The following is a 25,271-nucleotide window of genomic DNA, read 5'->3' on the forward strand; positions in this document are numbered from 1 at the left end:
CGGGCGCTCACCTTAACCCGCCACGGGCCCGCAGGCGATGTTCCGGCGCGCTACCGACCGTCCGCGACGGGCTGGAGCAGCCGGTTCCGCGCGACGATGGCGTCCTGGGTGGGTGGCACGAGAAGTGCCCCTCCCCCCCTCGACCGTGCCCTGGGCGAAGTCGACGCAAGGCCGTTGGCGGGCTTCGTAGCGCGGGAACGCGGTGACGTGGTCTCCCTCCGATCGCTCGAGTTCCTCGGCGAGGAACTGGGCCCCGGTCATCGCCAGGGACGTGCCCCGGCCCGCGAGCGGGGACGCGCAATAGGCGGCGTCGCCCACGAGCGCCACCCGGCCCCGGTGCCAGGTGGGCAGGTGGATCTGGCTGACCGAGTCGAAGTAGACGCCGGGATCGTCGTGCACCGCGTCGAGGATCGCCTGGACCTTCCACGAGCGGCATTCGGCGAACTGGTCGTAAAGGATCTTCTTCTGCGCTTCGACGTCGCGGTAGTCGTAGTCGAGGGGGTCCGAGGCGAACATCGGCCTCGCCGGGCATGTCGGCGATGGCGACGTAGAGACCGAGATGGCGGATCCAGTCCCGCTCCGGACCGAACACCAGCCGCCGCACCGCCGAGTGCACGCCGTCGGCACCGAGGACGAGATCGAAGCTTTACGAAGTGCCGGAAGCGAACCCGACGTCCACCCGGTCGCCGCGCTCGGCGATCGAGGTCACCGACTCGCTCAGCCGCAAGTCCACGGTTTCGGGCAGCGCGTCGGCCAGGATCCGGGACAGGTCTTCGCGGGCGATCTCGATGTCGTCGGGGGAATCGCCGATGTCGGCGGGCAACCGGCCGACGGCCGCACCGTTCTCGTCGACGAAGTGCACCTGCTCGGTCATCCGGATACGCGCGTGGCGGACCGCGGGCAGGATGCCCATCTTCCCGGCGACCTCGATCGCGTCGCCGCGGACGTCGATGGGCGAACCGTTGCCGCGGAGCCGATCGGCCCGCTCGACGAGCGTGACGCGATGACCGCGCATCCCGAGGTCCCGGCCGAGGGAAAGACCGGCGACGCCCGCGCCGGAAACCAGAATGTTCATGCGTTCTCCACAGAAATAGCGATGAGCCGGGGACCAGTGCCCGTGACGTGCCCGCGGAATCACCGCCAGTCTCGCCCCGGGGGTGGCGGCCAGCCGCCGCGCGTCCGCCTCCGGTGAGCGGTGAACCAGTCCCCGGATCAGCGCGGCGCAGTCCTCGGCCAGGTCGGGGATGCCGTACGGGTCGGGCGGGTTGACCGACGCTCCGGAATCGCGCTGGTCGTACGCGATCTCGATCCCGCCGGCCGTCACCGTGTTCAGCGCACGCACTCACCCGCCGAGACGACCGACGCGCGCCCAGCGGCGCGACCGGGTGGTCGCAACGCTCGCGTGCGGTCGCGGATCCTCGCGGCGACCACGGAGCTCGTCGCCCGGAACGGCGTGACCGGCCTGCGCTACGAGGAAATCGCCGAACTCGCGGGCGTCAACAAGAACAGCGTCTACCGCAACTGGCCGGACCGGGCCGAACTCGTCGGCGACGCGCTGCTGCGGTACGCGGAGGACTCGGCACCTCTGCACGACTCCGGCGACCTTCGCCGCGACCTGGTCGGGTTTCTGCTGGCGTTGTCCGAGCGCCTGTCGAGCCCGATCGGCCGGGCCCTGATGCAGGCCACCATCGCGGCTCCCGTGAACGCGGATCTCGACGAGGCGGTTCGAACTGTCTACGACCTGCGGCTCGCCGCGGTCCGCGAACGATTCGACAGCGCCGCCGAGAAGGGCGAGATCCCGCCCGCCGACAGCTACTTCGTCACCGAACTGCTGTCCGGGCCGGTGTACCTCTACGCCAACCGGCGACGCCACCCCTTCACCCGCGAGGTGGCGGAGAAGATCGTCGACGTCGTCCTGGCCGGCCTCCGCGCGGGCACGCCGTAGAGAGCAACCGATCCTCCCCGTCGGGCGTGTACGTCATGCTCACAGGCAACAGGGAGGGCCAGCATGACCTTACGAAGATCGCTGACGTTGCTCACCGTCGCGCTCGCCATACCGCTCACCGCCACCGAAGGCGCGATGGCCGCAACGGAAACCGCTGGTCAACAGCGTTCCGAAGCGACACTGTCCGCGACGTCCTGGGGTTACGTCGATTCGGCGGCACCGACCACCGCCCACTTCAAGCCATCCGGCACCTTGCCGATCGGCACGTGGGACACCACACCGCACCTCCAACGCTCGTACGTGGACTTCGACCTGAGTTCGTTGCGGGGCAAGCCGTTCACGACGGTGCTGCTGTCGGCCGGCGAGACGCACTACGCCGACTGCGACAGCCGCGCCACCGAGGTGTGGCGGACCTCCGCCTACACCAAGCAGACGACCTGGCAGAACCGCCCGGCGGAGCGGACCCGGGTGGCGTCCAGGGGCGCCGACGGCACCTGCATCGACGACAACGCCACGTTCGACGTCACCACCGCGGTGCGGGACGCGGTCGGCCACAAGGACCGTCACCTCACGCTGGGCTTCCGCGTCGCCGAAGCCCACGAGGCGGACCCGGCGTTCTACCGGCTGATCGCGGCCCCACCGACGCTGCGGGTGGTCGACAACGCGCCGCCCGCGACGCCGGCCGACCTCCGCACCAACGACGCACCCTGCGCCAAGGACGGCACCGGAGCACTGGCGAGCAGCCAGCTGAAGCTGAGCGCGCAGGTGTCCGACCCGAACGGCGACCTCACGTCCGGGCAGTTCGCGTGGTGGCCGGTGGCGGACCCGTCGCAACGGCACACCGGTGCCGGGTCGGGCAGCCCCGCCGCGGCGTACCCGGACACCTCGGACCTCGCCGACGGCACCTACGCGTGGGAGGTGTACGCACAGGACAGCTGGGGGGCGAAGTCGGCCACGGCGGGCCCCTGCCGGTTCACCGTCGACCGCACGGATCCGAACGCGCCTGCCGTTGTCTCCGCGACATACCCGGCGAACGCCGAAGGCGGCGGGGTCGGCGTGGCGGGGCAGTTCGCCTTCTCCCCCAACGGTTCCACCGACGTCGTGCGGTACGACTACAACTTCGGCGCGGACACGCGGGAGATCGCCGCGGGCCCCGACGGCACGGCCACCGTCAGCTACACGCCGACGGCCAACGGCTGGCAGTCGGTGGTCGTGCGGGCGTGGGACCGGGCGGGCAACCTCTCGCTCAGCACGTACTACTCGTTCATCGTCAAGGAGACGCGGCCGACGGTCACGTCCGACCGCTACCCGCCGCAGGGCGGTCCGGACGGCGGCATCGGCGTGCCGGGTGTGTTCCGGTTCGCGCCGGGGATGCCGAACGTCGTGGCGTACGACTACCGGCTGGACGACGGCGCGTCCGCCACGGTCAGGGCCGGCCAGGACGGCGTCGCCGCGGTGACGATCACGCCGGCCACCGGTGGTGATCACGTGCTGTTCGTGCGCAGCACCGACACCTCGGGCGTGGCGTCGCCGGAGCGGGAGTACCGGTTCTTCGTCGATGCGTCACCGGTGGTGAACGGGCCCCAGAACGTCGACCTGGGCACCTCGGCCACGTACACGGCAACCCCGAGGATGCCGGCCGTCGTCGAGTACGACTACTGGTTCGCGAGTGCCGAGAGTACGAAGTGGACGGTCAAGGCGAACGCGGACGGAACCGCCACGCTGCCGGTCGAGTTCACCTCGGCCGACCAGAACCTGCTGCGGGTCCAGGCCCGCGACGCGTCCGGCGGGCTGTCGCCGGTGGCGGAGAAACGGTTGTCGCTCAACACCTGGCGACCGGAGATCGGCTACGAGGGCGACATCGGGACGGAAGGCAAGGCCGCCACGTTCACGTTCACCACCCCGATGCCGAACGCCGTGGAGTTCGAGTACTGGCTGACGGCGGACCCGGCGACCAGGTGGACCGTGCCGGTCAGCGGGAACACCGCGAAGACGACCTTCACCCCACCGAGGACCGGCGACTACGAGATGGTGGCGCGCGCGAAGAACGCGGCGGGCGTGTGGTCGGCGACGGACAACCTCACGTGGACGGTGACGAACGATCCGACGGTGAGCTCGAAGGAGTTCCAGGCGAACGCGCGGGTGTTCCCCGGCAGCTTCACCTTCGATGCCCGCCAGCCGGGCGCGGTGGCGTTCGAGTACTCGTTCGACTGGGGCCCGTTCCAGCAGGTGGCCGTGCAGAACGGGCGCTCCGTGCTGGCGTGGACGCCCCCGCTGCCGCCGGACGGCTCGGCCTCCCACACCCTGCGGGTGCACACGGTGACAGCCGACAACGTGTCCTCGCAGGAGAACACGTACTACTTCAGCATCTTGAGCGCGCCGTACGTGTCGTCCAAGGAGTACCCGGAACGCGAGTGGTCGGGCGGTGCTGGTGTACCGGGGACGTTCACCTTCACGCCGGGGATGCCGGGCATCGTCTCGTACACCTACTACGTCCAGAACGATCGGGGCGCCGTAACGGACGAGCTCACCGTGCCGGCGGACCGTTCGGGTGCGGGGACGATGACGTGGACCCCACCGGACCGGGGCACCTACTCGGTCATCGTGCGGGGCACCACGGCCGACGGCACCACATCGGGTGGCATCGGCTACTCGGTGTACGTCAACTAGTCGCGTGACCGGCGGCCCCGCTCCCGCGAGGGAGCGGGGCCGCCTGCTTCTTTACCGGCGGAGACTCCTCATACCGGCCCGGATTTCACTGATCAGGATCTCGGGCTGCTCGAGAGCGGCGAAGTGTCCGCCCTTGCCGGCCTCGCCGTAGTGGATCAAATCACTGTAGGTGTCTTCGATCCAGCTTCGCGGCAAGCGGGGAATGTCTCGTGGGAACACGGTCACCGCGACCGGCAGCGTCAGCTTCGGGCCGGCCATGGTGGCCGATCGGTTCTCCCAGTAGATGCGGGCGGACGACGCGGCGCTGTTGGTGAACCAGTAGAGCGATATCACGTCCAGCATGTCATCGATGCCGAGAGCGTCCTCGGCGAGCCCGTGGTTGTCCGTTTTGGACTGGAACTTCTCGTAGATCCAGGCCGCCTGGCCGGCCGGGGAGTCCGCCAGGGCGAACCCGACGGTCTGCGGCTTCGTGCCCTGAAGGTGGTTCGAGCCACCGAGTTCGCCGGCGTAGAGGGCCAGACCATCCACGGCGTGGCGCTCTTCGGGGGACAACGTTTCGGGTATCCGAGCGGGGAAAGCGTAGGGGGTGTTCAAGTGGATCCCGAGCAGGCCATCGGGTCGCATCGCCCCGAGGGCGGTCGTCACGACCGAACCCCAATCACCGCCCTGAGCCGCCCAGTTCTCGTAACCGAGTCGCTTCATCAGCTCCACCCACGCGGCGGCGATGCGCGAAACCGTCCAGCCGGCTTCGGCCGGCTTCCCGGAGAACCCGAACCCGGGCAGGGACGGGATGACGACGTCGAACGAGTCTTCGATGTCGCCGCCGAACGCGACCGGGTCGGTGAGCGGGCCGATCAGCTTCAGGAACTCGGCGACCGAGCCCGGCCACCCGTGCGTCAGGATCAGGGGCAGCGCGCCCGGGTTCGGGGACTTGACGTGGATGAAGTGGATGTCCAGTCCATCGATCGTGGTCAGGAACTGGGGGAGCCGATTGAGCTCCGACTCGAACCGGCGCCAGTCGTACTCCCGCTCCCAGTACGCGACGAGCGACCGGGCGTTCTCCAGGCGGACGCCTTGCGACCAGTCGGGGACGGTCTCGGGATCCGGCCAGCGAGTCCGGGCCAGCCGCTGCTCGAGGTCCGCGATCTCCGGATCCGGGATCGCGACGCGGAAGGGGCGGACGAGGTCTGACGGTGCGGTCATCGCCTGGGTCTCCTGAACTCCGGTCACACGGTGCGGCAACCAATTGCACACCGGTGTGCAGACTAGCTCGATTGCACACCCATGTGCAATGATCGGCGGGTGCGGACGGAAACCTCGAGGTGGGCGGCATGAGTGACACGCGGGAGCGGATTCTCGACGTCGCGCTCGAGGTCCTCGGGAAGAACCCCGACGCGGGCATGGCCGACATCGCCTCCGCCGCCGCCGTGGTCCGGCGTACCGTCTACGGCCACTTCCCCTCCCGAAGCGACCTCGTGCTGGCTCTCACGCAACGGGCCGTGAGCGAGCTCGCCGCCGTACTCGCGGAAATAACCGCCGCCTGCGAAGCGGCCGACGAGGCGTGGGTCGGATTCATCGCCCACCTCTGGCCGTTGGCGCACCGTTACCGGGTGCTGGTGGTGCTTCGACGCGGCCAGTACGGAGAGGCGATCCACTCCCTCCTCGGCCCGGTCGAGCAGACGCTGGCCGATCTCGTCGGACGAGGCCAGGACAGCGGGGCATTCGGCCGGCACCTGCCCGCGGACGTGCTGAGCGAGGTCGCCTTCGCCGCCGTGTTCGCCATCGCGGACAACAACCTCTCGCACGGTGCTCTCGGCGTCCACGCGGCGACGATGACGAGCCTGCTCATGCTGGGAGTCCCCGAAGCGCGCGCGAAGTCCCTTGTGGACGTTCGGCCGTGAGCCCCCGCCGCCCGCGCGTTCCCCGACGAGTTCACCGCACGTCCTCGAGGTCGACGACCGCGACGGTGGCCTGGACGGCTTTGGCCGCCAGCGCTTCGAGCAGCGGCCGTCCTCCGGTGTCGGCCAGGGTGACGAACAGCCTGTTCCCGCCGTCGCCGCAGCACGCGGTGGGGAACGCGGCACCGGTGCCGATCGCGGCGATCAGCGTGTTCTCCCGGACCAGCGCGACCGCGCGCCCGGTCGTGGTGGCCACCCACACCCCGCGCGGAGTCGGCCAGATCCCGTCCGGGCGGGCATCGCGGCCGACCAGACCGGCGATGTCGGCGTAGCGCCGACGGTCGCGCAGGGTCCCGTCCGCCCGGACGGTGAAGGCCGTCAGCCGCTGCGCGCCGGTTTCGGCGACGAGCAGGGTACGGCCGTCGTCGGCGAAGGCGAGGCCGTTGGGGAACTCGACGTCCTCGGCGGCCACGGTCGCCGAGCCGTCGGTGGCGATCCGCAGCAGGCGACCCGGCCGCGGCGGCTCACCGGGGGCGAAACCGACGTCGTCGATGTACAGGTTCCCGTGCCGGTCACCGACGAGATCCCCGAGCGGGCCGGTGGCCAGTCGGCTGAGGTCCGCGTAGGCGGCGAACCGTTCTCCGGTCCAGACTCCGACGCGCTTCTCGTGCATCATGGCGGCGGCGAGCCTGCCGTCGGGCAGGAACCACAACCCGTTCGACGGGGACTCCAGCTCCGTGGCGGTCCAGCGCCCGCCCTGGTCGGTCCACAGCTTGCTGCCCTGGGTGTCGGACAGCCACAACGCACCGTCGTGCCAGCGTGGTCCCTCGCCCCAGCTCATCCCGGCGGCGTACGGCTTCACGAGCCCACCTTCCGGCTGAGCAGGACGCGTGCCAGCTCCTTCGTCGCCGTCTCCAGCTCCGTCGTGTCGGCGGCGAGGGCGAAGGCGTAGCGGTCCGGGCGGATGATCGCCGCGGTCGCCGAGTTTTCCGCCAGCCAAGCGTCGACAGCCGGCCCGGTCTCGGCCACGGTCACGACGCCGAGCCGCTGCCACAGGGCGGCCGTGCCGGCCGACACCGCGTGCCGGCCGACGACGGCGAAGTGGTAGCCGGTGACGTCGTCGAGCCTCGCGCCGTCGGCGGCACGCGGCTGCGGACACAGCCCGGCCGGTCGACCGGCCAGTCCGGGGCCCAGCGGTGGCCGGAGCGGCTCGAGGGTCCGGGGTTCCACCGGTTGCGGGTGGCTGTCGCCGATGCCGAAGGACTCGATGAGGTTGGCCTGCCCCGCCGATTCCACGATGTACGGCCGGACGTGCGGGGAGCGCTCGGTTTCGTAGGTGTCGAGCAGGCTGTCGGCGCTCGTGCCCTGGACGACGGCCGCGAGCTTCCAGGCCAGGTTCGCCGCGTCGCGCAGCCCCGAGCACATGCCCTGGCCGAGCATCGGGGGCATCTCGTGCGCGGCGTCGCCGGCGACCAGGAGCCTGCCCTTGCGCCAGCCGTGCACGAGCCGGGCGTGCCATTCGTAGGTGTCGGTGCGCATGATGCGGTAGCTGCCCGGTTCGAGCCAGCGGCCGAGCGAGTCGTACACCGCCTGCGGACGTTCGAGCTCGGCGGCGTCGTCGCCGTCGAGCAGCATGAACTCGAACCGCAGCATCGGCGGGAAGATCGGCACGTACGTGACCGGGCGCCGCCCCTCGCACAGGATGAAGCCGGTCGTCGCGGGCAGTTCCGCGGGATGCCGGAACGGGTGGACGTCGACGATGAGGGACCGCTGGGTGCCTCGCAGGTCCTCGACCTCGGCGCCCATCAGCCGCCGGACGAGGGAGCCAGCCCCGTCGCAGCCCACGACGTAGGCCGCTTTCAGCGCGGTCACGCGGTTCGTCCCGCTCTCGGTCATCGTGACCGTCACCGCGTCGACGTCCTGGTCGAGCGCGGTGGCCGCCCAGCCGAACCAGAGGTCGACGTTCTCCTCGCTCGCGAGCAGGCCGCGCAGGCGCGATTCGAAGTCGGGCTGGTGGAACTGGTAGTCGGTGCGCCAGCCCTGACCGGATTCGTCGGCGGGGTGGGCGAAAGCGAGGAACGGCGCACCGTCCGGGCGGTACAGGGTCCACCCGGTCTGGCGCAGGAACCGCCGTTCCAGGTCGGCCGCGCCCAAGGTCTGCAGGAGGCGCATGGTTTCGTCGTCGAGATGGGTCGCCCGGGGATGCTGGCAGACGATCCGGTTCGGGTCGACGGCGGCGACCCGGAGCCCCTTCAGGCCGAGCAGCCGCGCGAGGGCCAGTCCCACCGGTCCGCAGCCGACGACGGCGACGTCGTAAGTGTCCATGGTGGTCTCTCTCATCGGGTCGGCTCGGCCGGCCGCGGGTCAGGGAGGGCTTCGGTGGTCCGCAGCGGGCTCTTCGCCCGGTTGGCGATCGCCAGGAGCGCGCCGAGCAACGCCGGGAGCGCGAAGAGGACGAAGTTCCACCGCGGCGCGAAACCGGCGGCGAGGATCCAGCCGCCGAGGGTGGGGCCGGCGATGGCGCCGATCCGGCCGACGCCCAGCGCGACCCCGATCGCGCTGGCGCGGGCGTGCACCGGGTAGACGCGGGAGAGGTAGACATTGACGAGTCCCTGGACACCGAGCACCCCGGCGCCACCGACCAGCACGGTCGCGTACAGGATCGCCTGCGGCGTCCGGACGCTCAGCGCGACGATCGCGATCCCGGCGACCAGGAAGCTCGCGACGACCGGGCCCTTCGACCCGACGCGGTCGGCGACCACCGCCATCCCGAGCCCCCCGATGGTCGCGCCGAGGTTCAGCAGCATGAGGAAGGTCAGCGACGACCCCAGCGGGTACCGCGCCGCCTGCATCAGCTGCGGCAACCAGGTGTTCATGCCGAAGATCAGCAGGAACGAGCAGATCACCATGCCGCAGAACAGAATCGTCGTGCCCAGGTACGGCGGGCGCAGCACGAGGCGCATCCCGCTGTCCCGGTCCGGGCTTGCCCCTCGTGCGGTCTTCCCCCGGTAAGCCGGTGACTCGGGCAGCCAGCGCAGGGTGGCCGGAAGCAGCACCACCGCCGCGGCCCCGCCGATCAGGTACTCCGGCCGGAAGTTCCCGTGCAGCAGCGTGTTCGCCACCACCGCGGCCAGCGAGCCGCCCACGGTGTTGCCGCACAGCACGATCGCCGACGTGAGGTTCTTCCGCTTCGCCGGGGCGAGTTCGAAGACCAGCGGCGCCAAGGCGGGGAAGATCGCGCCGACGCCCAGGCCGACGACCAGCCGCCCCGCGCCGAAGATCGCCGGGTCGGCGGCGAACCCGGAGGCGAACATGCCCAGCGCGACGAGCCCGATGCTGACGAGCGTCGTGCCCCGGCGGCCGTGGCGATCGGTGAACTGGCCGACCAGCAGCGCGCCGATCAGCATCCCGACCGGGGTGACACTGCCCAGCATCCCCAGGGTGGCCAGGGAAAGGTGCCAGGGCTGGTGCTGGAGCAGCAGCGGGGTCGTCGCGCCGAAGGCGACGAGGTCGTAGCCCTCCAGCGTCATGATGGCGAGCCCGATCCCGGCCGCTTTCCACGGCAGGCCGGGCGGTGGTGGTGTGCTCACGTTCGGGCTCCTCCGTCCTGGGGCCGGCGCGACAGGTGCAGCACCCGTTCGGCGTTGCCGTGGCCGATCTTCGCCCGGTCGGCGTCGCTGAGCGGTGCGTGTTCGAGGAAGCGCACGGCTTCGGCGGTGTCTTCGAACGGGTAGTCGACGGCGAACAGGATGGCGTCGGCACCGATGGCGAGGACCGCGCCGGCGAGGGCGGCCGGCGAGCACACGCCGCTCGTGGTGATCAGGATGTTGCGGCCGAAGTACTCCGACGGCTTCCGGGCCAGCGGGCGCTTTTCCTGCCGGGCGTAGCGGGAGTCGAGCCGGGCGAGCTGGAACGGCAGGAACTCGCCCAGGTGGCCGAGGATCAGCGTGGCGCGGGGATGCCGGTCGAATACCCCGCCGAAGACGATCCGGAGGGCGTGCCCGCTCGTTTCGGCGCCCCAGCTCCACAACGGGCCCCGCAGCTCGGGACGGTCCTCGAGCACCCGCCACGGCTCGGCCGGGGGCGCGCCCGGGTGGAGGTAGAGCGGCACGTCCAGGTCTTCGAGCGCGGTCCACACCGGGTCGTGGCGCGGATCGTCGAGGTAGGTGCCGCCGGTGTGGTCGTTGACGAGTGCCCCGCTGAGCCCGAGGGTGCCGACGGCGCGGTGCAGCTCGGCCACGGCGGCCTCGGGATCCTGCAGCGGCAGCGCGGCCAGGCCGCGGAACCGGTCCGGGTGCGCGGCGAGCACGCCGGCCAGGTGGTCGTTGGCGAGCCGGGCGTCCGCCACGGCCTGCCGCGCGTCGGTCAGGCCCTGGATGCCCGGGGCGGTCAGCGACAGCACCTGCACGTCGATGCCGTGTTCGTCCATGTCGGGCAGCCGGAAGGCGGTGAAGTCGCCCAAGCGCTTCGCCCAGTCCTCGATCCAGTGGGCGGCGGTTCCCGTTCTCGGAACGGGGAACCTGGCCTGCAGTTCGGGGATGGCGAAGGCCTCTTCCATCGCGATGAGACGCATGGCACTCAGCTTCCTTGGGGGGTTGATGAACGACAGCGGGCCTCAGGCCCGGAGCCCGCCGTCGACCGACAGCGCGATCCCGGTGACGAACGACGCGGCGTCCGAGCACAGCCACACTGCGGCCGCGGCAGCTTCCTCCGGCGTGGCCAGCCGGCCGAGCGGGGTGATCGCCTCCTGCATCGCGATGATTTCGGTGCCCGTCGCCCACTTCTCGAACCCCGGGGTGCGGGTCGGGCCGGGGCACACCGCGTTGACGCGAACGCCGCGCGACGCGTAGTCGACCGCGGCGACCTTCGTGAGCCCGACGACGCCGTGCTTCGCGGCCACGTAAGCGGGCGCGTTCGGGATCGCGGCCAAGCCGCCGTTGGAGGCGACGTTGACGATCGCGCCGCCGCGCTCCAGCACGGGCAGCTCGTGCTTCAGGCACAGGAAGGTCCCCGTCAGGTTGACGTGCACCACCCGCTCGAACTCGCCCAGGGTCGTCCGTTCGAGCAGCCCGCGCGAGGACATGCCTGCGTTGTTCACCGCGAAGTCGAGGCCGCCGAAGGCCGCGACCGTGCGCTCGACGGCCGCCCGCACGGATTCTTCGTCCGCGATGTCGACGGCGGCGGCCACCGCGCGCCCGCCGGCCTCTTCGATCACGGCGGCGGTCTCGGCCGCGGCGTCGACGTCGATGTCGAGCACGGCGACCGAGGCGCCTTGCCGGACGAACTCGATCGCCGCCGCGCGGCCGATCCCGCTGCCCGCGCCGGTGACCAGTCCCCGCTTGCCGGGCACGGCGGTCACGACAGCGGCTCGTGGTTCGCCCGGGCGACCCGGTACGGGTGCCGCGACTGCCGGCGAGCCGCGACCGGCTGCGCGAAACCGGTGTCGAGCATCGCCCGTTCGATATCCGCGAGGTACTGGTCGAGCTCGGCGTCGGGGAGGGGTTGGTCGAAGGAAACCAACTTCGTATGCGTGATCATGCCTCGATTCTTGGCCCGTCACGGCGTCGACGTCCAAGACCGATCGGACATTCGGCGATAACCTGGAGGCATGGTCGAACTGGAGACGCGGGAGCTCGAGTACTTCATGGCCGTCGCCGACGAACTGCACTTCGGCCGGGCGGCCGTCCGCCTCTCGATCGCCCAGCCCGCGCTGTCGAAGGCGATCCGGCGGATCGAGGGACGGCTCGGGGTCCCGCTGTTCGTCCGCTCCAGCCGTCAGGTGTCGCTCACCCCGGCCGGGCAGGCGTTGCGGGAACACGGCAGGCACGCGCTCAACGCGGTCAGCGCCGCGGTCCGGAACGCCCGCCGCGCCGACGAGACCCAGGCCCACCTGCGGCTCGTGCTCAAGCCCGGCGGCGACGCGGGCCTGCTGTCCGGGATCCTGGCCGGCTATGCCCACCAGCCGGGCGCCCGCCGGGTCGACATCCTGTTCAGCGGCCCCGCCGACCGCACCGACTTCCTGCGCGACGGCCGAGCGGACGTCGGCCTGCTCTACGCCCCGTTCGACGACCTCGACGGCTTGGCCCACGAGACGCTCTACACCGAGCACCGCGTGGCCATAGTTCCGCCCGGACACCGGCTGGCCGTCCGGGACTCGGTACGCCTGGCCGATCTGGCAGGTGAGACGCTGCCGCGCTGGAAGGGCGTCCCCGGCGGCGACGGAACCGGCCCCGAGGTCGCCGACGTGGTCCAGCTGATCGACATGATCAAGGTGGGCCGGATGATCGGCGTGCTGCCCCGCTCTCTGATCGAACCGAGGCAGGCCGGCGTGGTGTGCGTCCCGGTGATCGACGCACCGCCCAGCCGTCTCGTGCTCGCCTGGAACGAGCACGACCGCCGGCCGCTGGTCGCGTCGTTCGTGGCTGCCGTACTGGCGGCCAAGCCCCACGAGGCCCGTTAGTTTTCCCGTCAAGCCAGCACTTTCCTAAGAGGAAACCGATGGGGGCGAGGTGGGTGGACGTGATGTTCGCCCTCGCCGTCTTCCTCTACCTGGCCTCGACGGACTTCCTGCCCATCGCTGCCGACTGGAAGGGACTGGCGCTGGCCGGGCTCGTGCTGGCCTACGTACTGGTGCTGCGTACCCGGCGAGGTGCGACGTGGCTGGGGCACAGCGTGCGGGTGGACAAGTCGGCGCTGATCCGGCGCAGCCGCGCGGGAGGCGCATCCCATGGCCACGCCTGACCTGGATCCACTCCTGCTGGACCCCACCCGGCTGTCCATCGTGGCGCTGCTGGCCGGCGCGGAGTGGGCCGAGTTCGGCTGGGTTCGCGACTCGGCGGGGTTGTCGGACTCCGCGCTGTCGAAGCAGATCACCAACCTGGCCGGCTCCGGATACGTCGAAGTCAAGAAGGGGTACGTGGGCAAACGCCCGCGAACTTGGCTCAACCTCAGCGAGTCCGGGCACCGCACGCTGCGCGCCCACGTCGCGGCCCTGCACCGGATCGTCGAGCAGTCCCAGCGGACCGACAGCACATACCGCGCGGACGAACCGAACGACTTGTGACGACGACGGCGAACATCCAGCAGCCGTCAACTCGGCTCGGCGGACAGGCGCAGGGTCCGTGACAAGCCCAGCGCCGCCGTCCGGACCGCCGGGGCCAGGTGCGCCGGCCGGAACTGTTCGCGCGGGACCGCCACCGACAGCGCCGCCACGACCACCGCGCCGCTGAACACCGGGGCCGCGATGCAGCTCACCCCCAGCGCCGCCTCCTGTTCTTCGTACGCCAGGCCGGCCACCTGCGTCTGCTCCAGCGCGGTACGCAGCCGCAGCGGGTCGAGGATCGAAAAGGGCGTCAGCCGCGGCAGCGGGTCCGCCAGGATCGCGTCCGTCAGCCCGGGCTCGGAGAACGCGAGCAGCGCTTTGCCGATCGCCGTGCAGGTGAGCGGGAGCCGGCCGCCGATCCGGGACGGCAGCGGCACCGCGTCGTGGCCGTGGATGCGTTCGACGTAGACGACTTCGCGGTTCTCGCGGACGCCGAAGTGGACGGTCTGGCGGGTGCTCTCGAACAGGTCCTGCAGGAACGGCAAAGCGGCTTCCCGGAGGTCCTGACGGCGAGGCACCAGCGAACCCAGTTCGAACAGGGTGCCGCCCAGCCGGTACTGCTCCCCCACGCGCTCCAGGAACCCGAGCCGGACGAGCTCGCCGACCAGGCGGAACGCCGTGGTCTTGGTCAGCCCCGCCCGGGCCGCCAGTTCCGTCAAGCGGAACGACCCACCTTCCGGCCGGTAGACAGCGAGGACAGCGGCCGCCTTGTCGAGCATGTTGCCGCTCTCGCCGTTCCGTGTCACGGAACAAACTTTGGCACACCGCCGGACCACGGCCTATACCTGGCGGGTCACGATCCCTGCTCCGGAGGTCCCGATGAACGAGGCCGTCCCCAAGGCCGCGGCGGTGCTCGCGGCCGCGGCCGCCACTGCCACGCCGTGCCCGCCGATCCGCGATCTGTTCGCCGACGGCGACCTCGACGCGGCCTACGCGGTGCAGCGACTCAACACCGAGCGGATGCTCGCGGCCGGGCACCGCCTGGTCGGGCGCAAGATCGGCCTGACGTCGCCGGCTGTGCAGCGGCAGCTGGGCGTCGACCGGCCCGACTTCGGCGCGCTCTTCTCCGACATGGCCCTCGACCACGGCGGAAGCGTCCCGGCCGGCCGGCTGCTGCAGCCCAAGGTGGAAGCGGAGATCGCGCTGATCCTGGGCGCCGACCTGCCCGGTCCCGAGTGCTCGGTCGCCGACGTCCGCGCGGCGACCGCGTTCCTCGCTCCCGCGCTGGAGATCGTGGACAGCCGGATCGCCGGCTGGGACATCACGATCGTCGACACCGTCGCCGACAACGCTTCCTCCGGCCTGTTCGTCCTCGGCGACACCCGCGAGGCACTCGACGACGTCGAGCCGGCGGAGGTCGAGATGCGGCTCCACCGCGACGGCGAACTCGTCTCCCAGGGCGCGGGCCGGGACTGCCTGGGCGACCCGCTCAACGCCGCGGCCTGGCTCGCCACCACGCTCGCCCGCCGCGGCGAGCCCCTGCGCGCCGGCGACGTCGTCCTCACCGGGGCACTGGGGCCGATGGTCCCCGCCGCCCCCGGCGACGTCTTCACCGCCCGGATCTCCGGCCTCGGCGAGGTCGGGATCCGCTTCGAGGGGACGGGCGCATGACCGCGAAAGTCGCCGTCATCGGCTCGGGCAACATCGGCACCGACCTGATGATCAAGATCCTGCGCCTGTCCGAGCACCTCGAGATCGCCGCCATGGCCGGCATCGACCCCGATTCCGACGGCCTCGCCCGGGCGCGCCGCCGCAAGGTCGCCACCACGCACGAAGGCGTCGACGGGCTCGTCCGGCTCGACGAGTTCGCCGACGTCCAGTACGTCTTCGACGCGACCTCGGCAGGAGCGCACCGGCACCACGACGAGGTCGTGCGCGGCCTCGGCCGCACCGTCATCGACCTCACGCCCGCCGCGCTCGGCCCCTACGTCGTGCCGCCGGTCAACCTCGGCGAGCACCTCGACGCCCCCAACGTCAACATGGTCACCTGCGGCGGCCAGGCCACCATCCCGATCGTGGCCGCGGTCGGCGCCGTGACGCCGGTGCACTACGGCGAGATCATCGCGTCCATCTCCTCGCGCTCGGCGGGGCCGGGCACGCGGGCCAACATCGACGAGTTCACCGAAACCACCGCCTCCGCGATCGAAAAGGTCGGCGGCGCCACCCGCGGCAAGGCGATCATCGTGCTCAACCCGGCCGAACCGCCGCTGATCATGCGCGACACCGTCCACTGCTTGGTGTCCGAAGTGGACACTGTGGACACCGAGGCCATCACGGCGTCAGTCGAAGAGATGGTGGGCCGGGTGCAGGCCTACGTCCCCGGCTACCGGCTCAAGCAGAAGGTCCAGTTCGAAACCGTCGCCGCCGACGACCCCCTGCACCGCCTGGTACCGACCGGCGACGCGGTCAAGGTCTCGGTGTTCCTCGAGGTCGAGGGCGCCGCGCACTACCTGCCGGCCTACGCCGGGAACCTCGACATCATGACCTCGGCCGCGCTGCGGACCGCCGAACGCATGGCCGGCCACCAGGAGGCCCTCCGATGACCGACTTGTACATCCAGGACGTCACCCTGCGGGACGGCATGCACGCCATCCGCCACCGCTACACCGTCGAGCAGGCGCGCGCGATCGCCGGCGCGCTGGACGCGGCCGGCGTCGCCGCCATCGAGATCGCCCACGGCGACGGGCTGTCCGGCTCCAGCATCAACTACGGCGTCGGCGCCCACACCGACTGGGAGTGGATCGAAGCGGTCTGCGACGTCACGCACAACGCGATCCCGACCACGCTTCTGCTGCCCGGCATCGGCACGCTGCACGACCTGCGGGAGGCCCACCGGCTCGGCGTCCGTTCGGTCCGCGTCGCCACCCACTGCACCGAAGCCGACATCTCCGCCCAGCACATCGGCGCCGCGCGCGAGCTGGGCATGGACGTCGCCGGCTTCCTGATGATGTCCCACCTGGCCGAGCCGGCCGAGCTGGCGAAACAGGCCAAGCTGATGGAGTCCTACGGCGCCGCGTGCGTCTACGTCACCGACTCCGGCGGCCGGCTCACCATGGACGGCGTCCGCGACCGGGTTCGCGCCTACCGGGAGGTCCTCGAGCCGCAGACGCAGATCGGCATCCACGCCCACCACAACCTCGCCCTCGGCGTCGCCAACAGCGTCGTCGCGGTCGAGAACGGCGTGGTCCGGGTCGACGCCTCCCTCGCCGGACAGGGCGCCGGAGCGGGCAACTGCCCCCTCGAAGCGTTCATCGCGGTGGCCGACCTGATGGGCTGGGACCACGGCTGCGAGCTGTTCCCGCTCATGGACGCGGCGGACGACCTGGTGCGCCCGTTGCAGGACCGCGAGGTGCGGGTCGACCGCGAGACGCTGAGCCTCGGCTACGCGGGCGTCTACTCCAGCTTCCTGCGCCACGCCGAAGCGGCCGCGGTGCGCTACGGCCTGGACACCCGCGCGATCCTCGTCGAGGTCGGCCGCCGCGGCATGGTCGGCGGCCAGGAGGACATGATCACCGACATCGCACTCGACCTCGCGGGCTAGAACCGCGGAGCGAGCCGCTCGGCGGTTTGTCGTCCACAAAGGACTCACCCGCCCGGCGAGTGCGGCCGATACGGTCAGGTCGGCGATCCGGTTGCCTCGAAATGGTAACGAAATCATTCCTGTTGCCGGGTTTACAATCGAGGATGGGATTTCTAGGATTCCGCTCCACGAGCCGGCGTGCTCGAAGGTGTGAGGATCGGGAGGTTCCGCAATGGCGCGTGCCGGCCGGCGAAGAGCGCAGCGGCTGACAGTAGAGGACCTTTTGCGAAGGGCCCGGGAGCACGCTAGACCGGTCACGACGGCCGGGTTCCCGGGCGCGGAGCCCGGGAAAGCGGTCTCCGACCCGGACGAGCACCGCGCGCGCCTCGAACGCCAGGCCCAGGAAGCCGCTCGCGCGCAGCTGCGTGCGGGTGCGCGGATCCGCTGGGCGGCGATCGTCGTCGCGGGGCTGGCGGTAGTGGCCGGCATCGCCCTGCTCGCGACAGTCTCCCGCCCGGCGCCGCGCAACACGGCCTTGTCGTCGGTGCCGCTCCAGCCCGCGGCCACGCTCGCTTCGAGCGCGAGCGCCACCCCGAGTCAGTCCACCGCGCCCTCGACAGCGACCAGTACGTCGACCACGCCGACACCCTCGACGACCCGGCCGAGCGCCGCGCCGCCGCCGGTCATCACGACCGCCCGGCACTGCCCGACGGCCGAGACGGTGACGCTCAACGACGACTCGGACGGCATCGCCTACCGGGGCTCGTGGAACGTGAGCAGCAACCGCGAGTTCGGCGACTTCCACTCCGACGTGCACTACACGAAGACGAACGGCAGCTGGGTCGACTACTCCTTCACCGGAACCGGCATCGCCCTCTTCAGCGAAACCTTCTCCGACGAGGGCCGGATGGACGTCTACCTGGACGACGTCTTCCAGCGCACCGTCGACACCACGAGCGAGGTCCGCCAAGCCCAGCAAGCCGTGTTCAGCGCCTGCGCCCTGCCCCCTGGTCGCCACACGATCCGGGCCATCAAGCGCAGCGGCACCTACATGCTGGTCGACCGCCTCGACGTCACGCCGTGAACCCCCGGCCGACTCGGCCGGCGGACAAGTTGGTGGTCATTCCTTGACGCTCGTGACCTGGGTCACGTACGTTGCCGGGCATTGAATCGTTTCAAGCCTGGCCCGGAAGGAATCATGAGATCGATCCGCGCCCTCATCTTCGCGCTGGCGACGGCGCTGGCGCTGGCCTCGCCGGCGACCGCCGCCACCGAATGCGCTTACACCACGACCGTGACGAACTTCGACGCCCAGGGCAACCAAGTCGTCCGATTCGACACGCGGGGCAACTCCGTGGACGCCCACGACGGGGAGATCGCCTTCTTCGGCGGCACCTACTACCTCTACGGCACCAGTTACGACTGCGGGTTCGCCTGGCAGGCCACGAATTCACCGTTCTGCGGCTTCAAGGTCTACAGCTCCCCCGACCTCGCGCACTGGACCGACCGCGGCCGGCTGTTCGACACCAGCGGCGTCTGGCAGAGCCGCTGCAACGGCGCCACCTACGGTTGCTTCCGTCCCCACGTCGGCTATGACGCGCGCGCTCGCCGGTACGTGCTGTGGGTCAACGTCTACGACAACCAGGTCGGCTTCCGCGTGCTCACGAGCGCGTCACCTATCGGACCGTTCACCGAGGCACCGGTACCGACGTTGGCCGTCAACAACAACGCGCCGGCGCGGGAGACCAACAACGGCGACCACGACGTCTTCGTGGACACCGACGGCACCGGCTACCTCGCGTACACGGATTGGCGCAGCGATGGCGACATCGTCGTGGAACGCCTGTCGCAGAACTACTTGACCGGCACCGGGCAGTACACGCGCGTCGGTCAGAGCCGGACGGAAGCGCCCGCGCTGTTCAAGCGCGGCACCACGTACTACCTCACGTACTCCGATCCCAACTGCGGCTACTGCCCGGGCACCGGGACGTCGTACCGCACGGCCCCGAGCCCGCTGGGCCCATGGTCCGCACCGGCGAAAATCAGCGAGAACTCGTGCGGCGGCCAGCCTTCGTTCGTCTCGACGATCCCCACGCCGTCGGGCACCGCCTACCTCTACGCCAGCGACCTCTGGAACAACGGCCAGCGCAACGAAGCCCTGGCCAACTACTTCTGGACGCCGCTGGAGTTCACCCCGGCCGGCGCGATCGCGCCGATCAGCTGCCGGAACGACTTCTCCCTCACCCTCGCCCAGGGCGCACCGGGCAACCAGCTGCCACTGCCCGAAGTCGACCAGTCCGACGGGGTGAGCGGTTTCCGTTCGTACTGCGACATCGGCTCCGGCGTAGCACGGTTCCAGACGTTCGTCGCCGGCCGGACCGGCACCCTGTCCGGGGTCTCCTACACCGGTTTCCAGGCCGGTAACCCGAACGCCGGGCTGGAAATCAGCGTCTACCGCGCGGACGACACCTCCCGGCCGACCGGCACCGCGCTCAGCACCACCGTCGTGCCCACCACGAGCATCGGCTGGTCACCACGCGAGATCACGGTGCGGCCGGACATCCGCGTGACGGCCGGGCAGCGATACGGATTCTTGGTGCGCTCGGACACCGCGAGTGGGTGCTACGGCTTGGAGTACAACGATTCCGCGCCCTACCCGTCGAGCGGCGAGGCTTACAGCAACGACGGCGGCGCGACCTTCCGCGCGGAAACCGGGCGGTCGTTGAAGTTCTGGACCGCCGTGCGTTGACCTCGACGTAGCCCTGCTACCCGGCGAGACCGATCCCTTCGGCATCACGAACGACGGCGCTTTGCTCGTCCGGCCCGCTCCCGGTCAGTAAACCGAACGCAGCAGTTCGGCGACCTCGGCTTCCGACGGCAGGCGCGGTGCGTTCTTGGTGACGGCGTCGGCGACCGCGTCCGCCGCCAGCGCCGGGATGTCCTCCCGGGTGACGTTCAGCTCGCGCAACGGGCGCTTGATCCCGATCCCGCCCGAGATTTCCCGGACGGCCTCGATCGCCGCACCCGGCCAATCCGGTGCCGGAGTCGCGTGCAGCGCGCGAGCCGTCGTCTCGTACGCCGTCGCCGCGGCTGGCGCGCTGAACGCCATCACCTCCTCCAGCACCGCGGCCAGCGCGACGCCGTGCGGGGTCCCGGTGTGCGCGGTCAGCGCGTGCCCGATGCCGTGGACCAGGCCGAGCCCGGACAGGGTGAGGGCGTGCCCGGCGAGGTGCGCGCCGAGCATCAGCCCGGATCGCGCCTCGAGGTCGCCGCCGTCCCGGTAGGCCGCCGGCAGCCAGCGGCCGACCAGGGTGACCGCCTGGGTCGCGTACGCGGCCGAGAACGGCGTGGACCCGCGGGACGCCAGCGACTCGATGCCGTGGACCAGCGCGTCCAGTCCCGTCGCCGCCGTCACCCGGGCCGGCAGCCCGAGGGTGAGCTCCGGATCCAGCACCGCGATCCGGGGCCGTACCGACGAGTGTCCGATGTAGACCTTCCGGCGGGCGCAGACGTCTTCGGTGACACCGAACCCGTTGGTTTCCGCGCCGGTGCCTGCCGTGGTGGGGACCGCGATCACCGGCAAGCCGTCACCCGCGTCCCACAGCCGGTCCGCGTCCGCCGCGGCCGCGCCGGGGTTGCCCGCCAGCAGGGAGATGCCCTTCGCGGCGTCCAGCGCCGAGCCGCCGCCGAGCGCGAGCACGACTGAATCACCGAAGCGGCGCAGAGCGGCGGCGCCGCGGTCCAGTGCGGCCGTCGACGGGTTGGGGCCCACGTCCTCGTGCACGATGCGCTCGACTCCGGCCGCGGCCAGGATCTTCTCGACCCGCTCGACGATCCCGGTGGCTCGCAGGCCTCGGTCGGTGACCACGAAGACGCGGCTGTGGCCCAGGCTTTCAACGAACTCGGGCAGCTCGGCGACGACGCCGGGACCGTATTCGGTGCGGCCGGCCGGCTCGACGGACAGGCGCATGCTGGTCTCCTTCAGACGGCCGGGACGGTGGGCAGCGGCAGGCGGAAGTCCTGCCCCGCCGAGGTTTCGTACAGCCGCACCGGGCTCATCTCCCCCGCGAGATCGCCGTAGGCCGCTTTGGCCCGGCGGAAGATCTGCTCCACGAGCGCGGCGAGCTCGGTCGGCACCCCGACGTCGCGGCCGAGGTCGACGGCCAGGCCGAGGTCCTTGCAGGCCAGCACCATCGCGAACGAGTCGTCGTAGTCGCCGTCGGCCAGCACGGACAGCACGTCGTTTTCGAGGAAGTGCGACGCGGCCGGGCTGGCCAGCAGCGCCGAGCGCAGCACCCCGAGGTCGACGCCCGCCTTGACCCCCACGGCCAGCACCTCGGACGTCGCCACCAGGTGGCAGAACCACAGCAGGTTGATCATCAGCTTGACGGTGTAGCCGTGCCCGGCCGCGCCGACGTGCAGGATCTTCTCCGGATCGCCGAGGACTTCCAGCAGCGGCAGCGCTTCGCGGAAGTCGTCCGCGTCGCCGCCCACGAAGATCTGCAGCGTGCCGGCTTCGGCCCCGCGGGCCATGCCGCTGACCGGCGCGTCGAGCCGCCGGACACCGCGCGCGTCGAGGACCTCTTCGGCGACGCGCAGCGCCGCCGCGGGTGTGGAAGTCGACATGTCAATCCAGAGCGCTCCGGGCGAGAGCGCTTCGGCCGCTCCCCCGCGCAGGAGGACGTCCTCGACGACGCGGGGGGTCGGGAGCATCGTGATGAGCACGTCCACGCCGTCCGCGCAGGTGCCGGGGCTGTCCACCCACCGGGCGCCCAGGTCGAGGTGTTCCAGCGCCGCTTCGGAGCGGGCGTCGTGGACGGTGACGTCGTGGCCGGCGAGGATCAGGTGCCGGGCCATGTGCCGGCCCATGTTGCCGAGGCCGAGGAAACCGATCTTCATGCTAAGTCTCCGGGAGGTTGAGCCAGGTGGTTTTGAGGGCGGTGTAGGCGTCGAGGGCGTGCAGCGACTTGTCCCGGCCCGCACCGGTGGCTTTGAAGCCGCCGAAGGGGGTGATCACGTCGCTGGCGTCGAAGGTGTTGATCCAGACCGTGCCGGCGCGCAGCCGCTTCGCGACGCGGTGGGCCGTCGTGACGTCCCGCGTCCAGACCGAAGCGACCAGGCCGAAGTCCGTGTCGTTGGCCAGCCGGACGCCTTCTTCCGGTGAGCCGTCGTAGGTCAGCACCGACAGCACCGGGCCGAAGACCTCTTCGCGCTCGATGGTCGTGCCGGGCCGGACGTCGTCCACAATGGTCGGTTGCAGGGTCAGTCCGTCGTGGCCGCCGCCGAGCACGATCGTCCCGCCTTCGGCGCGGGCCGTGTCGAGGTAGCCGAGGACGCGGTCGAGCTGGACGTCGTCGACGAGCGGGCCGAGTACGGTCGCCGGGTCGAGCGGGTCGCCGGGCCGGAACGTCTCCTCGGTGATCTTCACGAGCTCGGCGAGCAGTTCGTCCTTCCGCGCCGCGGGGACGATCACCCTCGAACCGGCGTTGCACGTCTGGCCGGCGTTGTAGAAGATCCCCCACGCCACCGCGGACGCGGCCGCGGAGAGGTCGGCGTCGGGCAGGATCAGCTGCGGCGACTTGCCGCCCGCCTCCACCGCGACCTGCTTGCCGTTGGACTCCCCGGCGTAGACCTGGAACAGCCGCGCGACCTCGGCCGAGCCGGTGAAGGCGATCTTGTCGACGTCCGGGTGCCGGCCCAGGGCTTGGCCGACGACTTCGCCGTGCCCGGGAAGGACGTCGAGCACGCCGTCCGGCAGGCCGGCCTCGCTCGCGAGCCGCGCCAGCAGCAGGGCGGCCAGCGACGTCTGCTCGGCGGGCTTGAGCACCACCGAGTTGCCGGTCGCCAGGGCCGGCCCGAGTTTCCAGGACGCGATCAGCAGGGCGTAGTTCCACGGCACGACCGCGCCGACCACACCGAGCGGTTCGCGCGTGATCCACGCCAGGGCGTCGCCGCCGGTCGGGGCGACTTCGTCGTAGGTCTTGTCGATCGCCTCGGCGTACCAGGCGATCGTCTCGGCCGTCTTGGCGACGTCGACGCGCTGGGACTCGCTGATCGGCTTGCCCATTTCGAGGGTGTCGAGCAGGGCCAGCTCCGCGGTGTGCGCGGTGATCGCGTCCGCCCAGCGCAGCAGGATCCGCTTGCGCTCACGGGGCGGCAGGTCGCGCCAGCGTCCGTCCTCGAAGGACTCGCGTGCCGCCCGCACCGCGCGGTCGACGTCTTCCTCGCTGCCCACGGGGACGCGGGCGATCTCGCGGCCGTCGCGGGGCGACACGCTCGGGAACGTTTCGTCCGAAGTGGACTCGACGTGCTTGCCGCCGATGAACGGCCGGGTCTCGGGGGTCAGCGCTTCCGCCGCCGCCACCCAGTCCTGGTGGGTCAGATCCGCCACCGGTCCACCGCCTCCTCGTCCAGTTCGACGCCGAGCCCCGGCCGCGGCGGGACTTCGAGCTCGCCCGCCGGGGTGATCATCACGGGCTCGGCCAGCATGAAGTCGCGGCGCTCGGGGGTCCAGCCGGGCGGGTCCCAGGGGAACTCGAAGTACGGGCCGCCGCCGACGCCGGCCGAGACGTGCAGGTTGGCCAGCACGCCGATGCCGTTGGTCCAGCTGTGCGGGGTGAACGCGCGGTGCTTGAGCTGGGCGAGCTCGGCGAGCGTCCGGGCTCGGTGCATGCCGACCGCGAGCACGACGTCCATCTGGTAGACGTCGAGGACGTCGTTTTCCAGGTAGCTCAGCAGCTCCGGCACGGAGTGGTGCATCTCCCCCGCCGCGATCCGCACGCCCGGGGTGTCCGCTCGCAGCGTCCGGAAGCCGTCGAGATCGTTGTACGGCAACGGTTCTTCGACCCAGAAGACGTCCAGCTCGGCCAGCCGGCGGACCAGCTTGCGGGTCTTCACCAGGTCGGACGCGGGCGCGGTGTCGCCGGCCATCCGCCAGGACTGGTTGAGGTCGACCATGATCTCGAAGTCCGGGCCGAGGGCGTCGCGGACGGCGGCCACCGCGGCGACGCCCTCGTCCACGCGATCCCGGTCGATGCGGATCTTCATCGCCCGGAACCCGGCCTCGCGGGCGCGCAGGGCCGTCTCGGCGCGTTCGGCCGGCGGCTTGAGCTCGGCTGAGGAGGCGTACGCGGGCAGCGAGCGGGTGGCGTTCCCGAACAGCGTCGCCACCGGCAGGCCGGCGACCTGGCCGATGATGTCCCAGAGCGCGGCTTCGAGCGGCCAGTAGCTCCCGCCGTGGAAGTTGGCGGTTTCGATGGCCTTGACGTGCCGCACGATGTCCAGGGGGTCCTCGCCGAGGAACAGGTGCTCGACCGCCTCGAACCCGGCCATGGTGTCGCCGGAGCCGATGCCGGTGATCCCGTCGTCGGTGTGGACCCGCACGATCGTGGCGTCGAAGTGGCGGCGCGGTTCGGGGTCCCACGCCGCGGCGAGCGGCGGGTCCAGTTCCCGCCGGAGCCGGTCGAGGGTGATGGCGGTGATCTTCATCCGAGGGCCTCCAGCTCGGGCGCGGTGCGGGCCAGCACACCCGGGTCCGGCGCGTAGAACGGGTTGGCCGGCCCGGTGCGCGCGGCGTCGAACACGACGTCGATCTTCGGCGTGCCCAGTACCGCGGCGCGGATCGCGCGGCCGGCGGCGAGGCGCTGGTTGGCGAAGGCCGCGTCGAGGTCGTCCACGGCGGGGTCGACCCAGATCGCGGCGATGATCAGCAGGTTGCCGGTTTCGCTCGCGGGCAGGTCCCCGGCCCCGACGGCGTCGGCCACCCCGAGCGCCAGCCCGGCCTGCGCGGCACCCCAGGTGGCCCGCTGGTGCAGGTCGGTCCCGGCCGCGGCCTTGGGCACGAAGAGGGTCGGCGGCTGGACCGGCACGGACGGGCGCAGCACGGTCACGAAGGGCACGTGGCCCGCGCTCGGCGTGGCCAGCGAGGTCGCCCACGCGGTTTCCACCGGGCCACCCCGGCGGCCCAGCACGATGTTCGTGTGGGCGGCGTTGGCACCCTGGCCGACGAAGGCCTCGCCGATCAGCGCGGTGGACGCGAAAGTCATGGGGGCTCCAGGTCGACGGTTCGTGCGGTGGAACCGACGGTAAGAGCGCGCCGGAACGCCAGGCAAGGCGCGGCCGGACATCGCAACGCGG

The 25,271-nt window shown here is 71.2% G+C and carries 26 protein-coding genes; 11 read left to right on the forward strand and 15 right to left on the reverse strand.

Annotated features, from left to right (window positions below; genetic code table 11):
- Positions 1–12: 12 nt before the first annotated feature.
- Positions 13–516, reverse strand: coding sequence for an FAD-dependent monooxygenase (locus ACZ7OH_RS38270; protein ID WP_470285352.1), 504 nt, complete (start codon positions 514–516; stop codon positions 13–15).
- Positions 517–646: 130 nt separating this feature from the next.
- The gene (locus ACZ7OH_RS38275; RefSeq protein WP_470285353.1) at positions 647–1,342 is read right to left on the reverse strand and encodes an NAD(P)-binding protein; all 696 of its coding nucleotides are present in this window, start codon (positions 1,340–1,342) and stop codon (positions 647–649) included.
- A gap of 60 nt (positions 1,343–1,402) precedes the next feature.
- On the opposite strand from ACZ7OH_RS38275, the gene ACZ7OH_RS38280 reads away from it, so the two are divergent.
- Both ACZ7OH_RS38280 and ACZ7OH_RS38285 read left to right on the forward strand, forming a co-directional pair.
- Positions 1,403–1,945, forward strand: coding sequence for a TetR/AcrR family transcriptional regulator (locus tag ACZ7OH_RS38280; RefSeq protein ID WP_470285354.1), 543 nt, complete (start codon positions 1,403–1,405; stop codon positions 1,943–1,945).
- 63 nt (positions 1,946–2,008) lie between these two features.
- A complete protein-coding gene (locus tag ACZ7OH_RS38285; RefSeq protein WP_470285355.1) occupies positions 2,009–4,615 on the forward strand; it encodes a hypothetical protein in 2,607 nt (868 codons plus the stop codon).
- Positions 4,616–4,666: 51 nt separating this feature from the next.
- On the opposite strand, the gene ACZ7OH_RS38290 is transcribed toward ACZ7OH_RS38285, so the two are convergent.
- Positions 4,667–5,818 (reverse strand): epoxide hydrolase family protein, encoded by a 1,152-nt coding sequence (locus ACZ7OH_RS38290; protein WP_470285356.1) that lies wholly within the window; start codon positions 5,816–5,818, stop codon positions 4,667–4,669.
- A gap of 128 nt (positions 5,819–5,946) precedes the next feature.
- On the opposite strand from ACZ7OH_RS38290, the gene ACZ7OH_RS38295 reads away from it, so the two are divergent.
- Positions 5,947–6,516 (forward strand): TetR/AcrR family transcriptional regulator, encoded by a 570-nt coding sequence (locus tag ACZ7OH_RS38295; RefSeq protein ID WP_470285357.1) that lies wholly within the window; start codon positions 5,947–5,949, stop codon positions 6,514–6,516.
- Between the two features lie 31 nt (positions 6,517–6,547).
- Here ACZ7OH_RS38295 and ACZ7OH_RS38300 read toward each other — a convergent pair whose 3' ends face one another.
- Genes ACZ7OH_RS38300 through ACZ7OH_RS38325 form a run of 6 tightly spaced genes read right to left on the reverse strand, consistent with a single transcriptional unit; the run spans position 6,548 to position 12,051 of the window.
- Positions 6,548–7,375, reverse strand: a complete 828-nt coding sequence (locus ACZ7OH_RS38300; protein ID WP_470285358.1) for an SMP-30/gluconolactonase/LRE family protein — start codon at positions 7,373–7,375, stop codon at positions 6,548–6,550.
- The gene (locus tag ACZ7OH_RS38305) at positions 7,372–8,838 is read right to left on the reverse strand and encodes a bifunctional 3-(3-hydroxy-phenyl)propionate/3-hydroxycinnamic acid hydroxylase (RefSeq protein WP_470285359.1); all 1,467 of its coding nucleotides are present in this window, start codon (positions 8,836–8,838) and stop codon (positions 7,372–7,374) included. Before ACZ7OH_RS38305 ends, ACZ7OH_RS38300 begins: the two co-directional genes overlap by 4 nt.
- Positions 8,839–8,849: 11 nt before the next feature.
- Positions 8,850–10,103: an MFS transporter gene (locus ACZ7OH_RS38310; RefSeq protein WP_470285360.1), complete on the reverse strand. Its 1,254-nt coding sequence runs from the start codon at positions 10,101–10,103 to the stop codon at positions 8,850–8,852.
- Complete coding sequence (locus tag ACZ7OH_RS38315; protein WP_470285361.1) at positions 10,100–11,086, reverse strand: amidohydrolase family protein; 987 nt, start codon at positions 11,084–11,086, stop codon at positions 10,100–10,102. The genes ACZ7OH_RS38310 and ACZ7OH_RS38315 overlap by 4 nt, the downstream gene beginning before the upstream one ends.
- Positions 11,087–11,128: 42 nt before the next feature.
- Entirely contained in the window at positions 11,129–11,872 is a 744-nt protein-coding gene (locus ACZ7OH_RS38320; RefSeq protein WP_470285362.1) for an SDR family NAD(P)-dependent oxidoreductase, read from the reverse strand.
- The gene (locus ACZ7OH_RS38325) at positions 11,869–12,051 is read right to left on the reverse strand and encodes a hypothetical protein (RefSeq protein WP_470285363.1); all 183 of its coding nucleotides are present in this window, start codon (positions 12,049–12,051) and stop codon (positions 11,869–11,871) included. Before ACZ7OH_RS38325 ends, ACZ7OH_RS38320 begins: the two co-directional genes overlap by 4 nt.
- Before the next feature lie 70 nt (positions 12,052–12,121).
- Here ACZ7OH_RS38325 and ACZ7OH_RS38330 point away from each other — a divergent pair, with 70 nt between their 5' ends.
- Genes ACZ7OH_RS38330 through ACZ7OH_RS38340 form a run of 3 tightly spaced genes read left to right on the forward strand, consistent with a single transcriptional unit; the run spans position 12,122 to position 13,576 of the window.
- Positions 12,122–12,973 carry a LysR family transcriptional regulator gene (locus ACZ7OH_RS38330; RefSeq protein WP_470285364.1) on the forward strand — a complete coding sequence of 284 codons (852 nt, stop codon included), beginning with the start codon at positions 12,122–12,124 and terminating at the stop codon, positions 12,971–12,973.
- A gap of 38 nt (positions 12,974–13,011) precedes the next feature.
- The gene (locus ACZ7OH_RS38335) at positions 13,012–13,254 is read left to right on the forward strand and encodes a hypothetical protein (protein WP_470285365.1); all 243 of its coding nucleotides are present in this window, start codon (positions 13,012–13,014) and stop codon (positions 13,252–13,254) included.
- Complete coding sequence (locus tag ACZ7OH_RS38340; protein ID WP_470285366.1) at positions 13,241–13,576, forward strand: transcriptional regulator; 336 nt, start codon at positions 13,241–13,243, stop codon at positions 13,574–13,576. Before ACZ7OH_RS38335 ends, ACZ7OH_RS38340 begins: the two co-directional genes overlap by 14 nt.
- Before the next feature lie 26 nt (positions 13,577–13,602).
- On the opposite strand, the gene ACZ7OH_RS38345 is transcribed toward ACZ7OH_RS38340, so the two are convergent.
- Positions 13,603–14,361, reverse strand: a complete 759-nt coding sequence (locus ACZ7OH_RS38345) for an IclR family transcriptional regulator (protein WP_470285367.1) — start codon at positions 14,359–14,361, stop codon at positions 13,603–13,605.
- A 73-nt stretch (positions 14,362–14,434) separates the two neighbouring features.
- Between ACZ7OH_RS38345 and ACZ7OH_RS38350 the strand changes: the two genes are divergently transcribed.
- The 5 genes from ACZ7OH_RS38350 (at position 14,435) to ACZ7OH_RS38370 (ending at position 19,884) form a co-directional block, all read left to right on the forward strand.
- Positions 14,435–15,226 carry a 2-keto-4-pentenoate hydratase gene (locus tag ACZ7OH_RS38350; RefSeq protein ID WP_470285368.1) on the forward strand — a complete coding sequence of 264 codons (792 nt, stop codon included), beginning with the start codon at positions 14,435–14,437 and terminating at the stop codon, positions 15,224–15,226.
- Positions 15,223–16,158 (forward strand): acetaldehyde dehydrogenase (acetylating), encoded by a 936-nt coding sequence (locus tag ACZ7OH_RS38355; protein ID WP_470285369.1) that lies wholly within the window; start codon positions 15,223–15,225, stop codon positions 16,156–16,158. The genes ACZ7OH_RS38350 and ACZ7OH_RS38355 overlap by 4 nt, the downstream gene beginning before the upstream one ends.
- The gene (dmpG, locus tag ACZ7OH_RS38360) at positions 16,155–17,156 is read left to right on the forward strand and encodes a 4-hydroxy-2-oxovalerate aldolase (protein WP_470285370.1); all 1,002 of its coding nucleotides are present in this window, start codon (positions 16,155–16,157) and stop codon (positions 17,154–17,156) included. The genes ACZ7OH_RS38355 and dmpG overlap by 4 nt, the downstream gene beginning before the upstream one ends.
- A gap of 262 nt (positions 17,157–17,418) precedes the next feature.
- The gene (locus ACZ7OH_RS38365) at positions 17,419–18,219 is read left to right on the forward strand and encodes a hypothetical protein (protein ID WP_470285371.1); all 801 of its coding nucleotides are present in this window, start codon (positions 17,419–17,421) and stop codon (positions 18,217–18,219) included.
- 114 nt (positions 18,220–18,333) lie between these two features.
- The gene (locus tag ACZ7OH_RS38370; RefSeq protein ID WP_470285372.1) at positions 18,334–19,884 is read left to right on the forward strand and encodes a family 43 glycosylhydrolase; all 1,551 of its coding nucleotides are present in this window, start codon (positions 18,334–18,336) and stop codon (positions 19,882–19,884) included.
- Between the two features lie 84 nt (positions 19,885–19,968).
- On the opposite strand, the gene ACZ7OH_RS38375 is transcribed toward ACZ7OH_RS38370, so the two are convergent.
- The 5 genes from ACZ7OH_RS38375 to ACZ7OH_RS38395 are packed head-to-tail and all read right to left on the reverse strand — an operon-like array spanning position 19,969 to position 25,180.
- A complete protein-coding gene (locus ACZ7OH_RS38375; protein ID WP_470285373.1) occupies positions 19,969–21,105 on the reverse strand; it encodes an iron-containing alcohol dehydrogenase family protein in 1,137 nt (378 codons plus the stop codon).
- Positions 21,106–21,116: 11 nt separating this feature from the next.
- Positions 21,117–22,034, reverse strand: a complete 918-nt coding sequence (locus tag ACZ7OH_RS38380; protein WP_470285374.1) for an NAD(P)-dependent oxidoreductase — start codon at positions 22,032–22,034, stop codon at positions 21,117–21,119.
- 1 nt (position 22,035) lies between these two features.
- Positions 22,036–23,526 (reverse strand): aldehyde dehydrogenase family protein, encoded by a 1,491-nt coding sequence (locus tag ACZ7OH_RS38385; RefSeq protein WP_470285375.1) that lies wholly within the window; start codon positions 23,524–23,526, stop codon positions 22,036–22,038.
- Positions 23,514–24,623, reverse strand: coding sequence for a mandelate racemase/muconate lactonizing enzyme family protein (locus tag ACZ7OH_RS38390; RefSeq protein WP_470285376.1), 1,110 nt, complete (start codon positions 24,621–24,623; stop codon positions 23,514–23,516). Before ACZ7OH_RS38390 ends, ACZ7OH_RS38385 begins: the two co-directional genes overlap by 13 nt.
- Positions 24,620–25,180 carry a formaldehyde-activating enzyme gene (locus ACZ7OH_RS38395; protein ID WP_470285377.1) on the reverse strand — a complete coding sequence of 187 codons (561 nt, stop codon included), beginning with the start codon at positions 25,178–25,180 and terminating at the stop codon, positions 24,620–24,622. The genes ACZ7OH_RS38390 and ACZ7OH_RS38395 overlap by 4 nt, the downstream gene beginning before the upstream one ends.
- Between the last annotated feature and the right edge of the window lie 91 nt (positions 25,181–25,271).

It is taken from the genome of Amycolatopsis sp. NPDC114478 (assembly GCF_055633805.1).

Excerpts from the sequence above, each read along its gene's own strand:
- ACZ7OH_RS38375 (WP_470285373.1), bottom strand. The coding sequence starts at position 21,105 with ATGCGCCTGTCCGTCGAGCCGGCCGGCCGCACCGAATACGGTCCCGGC.
- ACZ7OH_RS38335 (WP_470285365.1), top strand. The coding sequence starts at position 13,012 with ATGGGGGCGAGGTGGGTGGACGTGATGTTCGCCCTCGCCGTCTTCCTC.
- ACZ7OH_RS38390 (WP_470285376.1), bottom strand. The coding sequence starts at position 24,623 with ATGAAGATCACCGCCATCACCCTCGACCGGCTCCGGCGGGAACTGGAC.
- ACZ7OH_RS38315 (WP_470285361.1), bottom strand. The coding sequence starts at position 11,086 with ATGCGTCTCATCGCGATGGAAGAGGCCTTCGCCATCCCCGAACTGCAG.
- ACZ7OH_RS38295 (WP_470285357.1), top strand. The coding sequence starts at position 5,947 with ATGAGTGACACGCGGGAGCGGATTCTCGACGTCGCGCTCGAGGTCCTC.
- ACZ7OH_RS38305 (WP_470285359.1), bottom strand. The coding sequence starts at position 8,838 with ATGGACACTTACGACGTCGCCGTCGTCGGCTGCGGACCGGTGGGACTG.
- ACZ7OH_RS38395 (WP_470285377.1), bottom strand. The coding sequence starts at position 25,180 with ATGACTTTCGCGTCCACCGCGCTGATCGGCGAGGCCTTCGTCGGCCAG.
- ACZ7OH_RS38340 (WP_470285366.1), top strand. The coding sequence starts at position 13,241 with ATGGCCACGCCTGACCTGGATCCACTCCTGCTGGACCCCACCCGGCTG.
- ACZ7OH_RS38350 (WP_470285368.1), top strand. The coding sequence starts at position 14,435 with ATGAACGAGGCCGTCCCCAAGGCCGCGGCGGTGCTCGCGGCCGCGGCC.
- ACZ7OH_RS38370 (WP_470285372.1), top strand. The coding sequence starts at position 18,334 with ATGAGATCGATCCGCGCCCTCATCTTCGCGCTGGCGACGGCGCTGGCG.
- ACZ7OH_RS38285 (WP_470285355.1), top strand. The coding sequence starts at position 2,009 with ATGACCTTACGAAGATCGCTGACGTTGCTCACCGTCGCGCTCGCCATA.
- ACZ7OH_RS38325 (WP_470285363.1), bottom strand. The coding sequence starts at position 12,051 with ATGATCACGCATACGAAGTTGGTTTCCTTCGACCAACCCCTCCCCGAC.
- ACZ7OH_RS38330 (WP_470285364.1), top strand. The coding sequence starts at position 12,122 with ATGGTCGAACTGGAGACGCGGGAGCTCGAGTACTTCATGGCCGTCGCC.
- ACZ7OH_RS38290 (WP_470285356.1), bottom strand. The coding sequence starts at position 5,818 with ATGACCGCACCGTCAGACCTCGTCCGCCCCTTCCGCGTCGCGATCCCG.
- dmpG (WP_470285370.1), top strand. The coding sequence starts at position 16,155 with ATGACCGACTTGTACATCCAGGACGTCACCCTGCGGGACGGCATGCAC.
- ACZ7OH_RS38270 (WP_470285352.1), bottom strand. The coding sequence starts at position 516 with ATGTTCGCCTCGGACCCCCTCGACTACGACTACCGCGACGTCGAAGCG.
- ACZ7OH_RS38380 (WP_470285374.1), bottom strand. The coding sequence starts at position 22,034 with ATGAAGATCGGTTTCCTCGGCCTCGGCAACATGGGCCGGCACATGGCC.
- ACZ7OH_RS38355 (WP_470285369.1), top strand. The coding sequence starts at position 15,223 with ATGACCGCGAAAGTCGCCGTCATCGGCTCGGGCAACATCGGCACCGAC.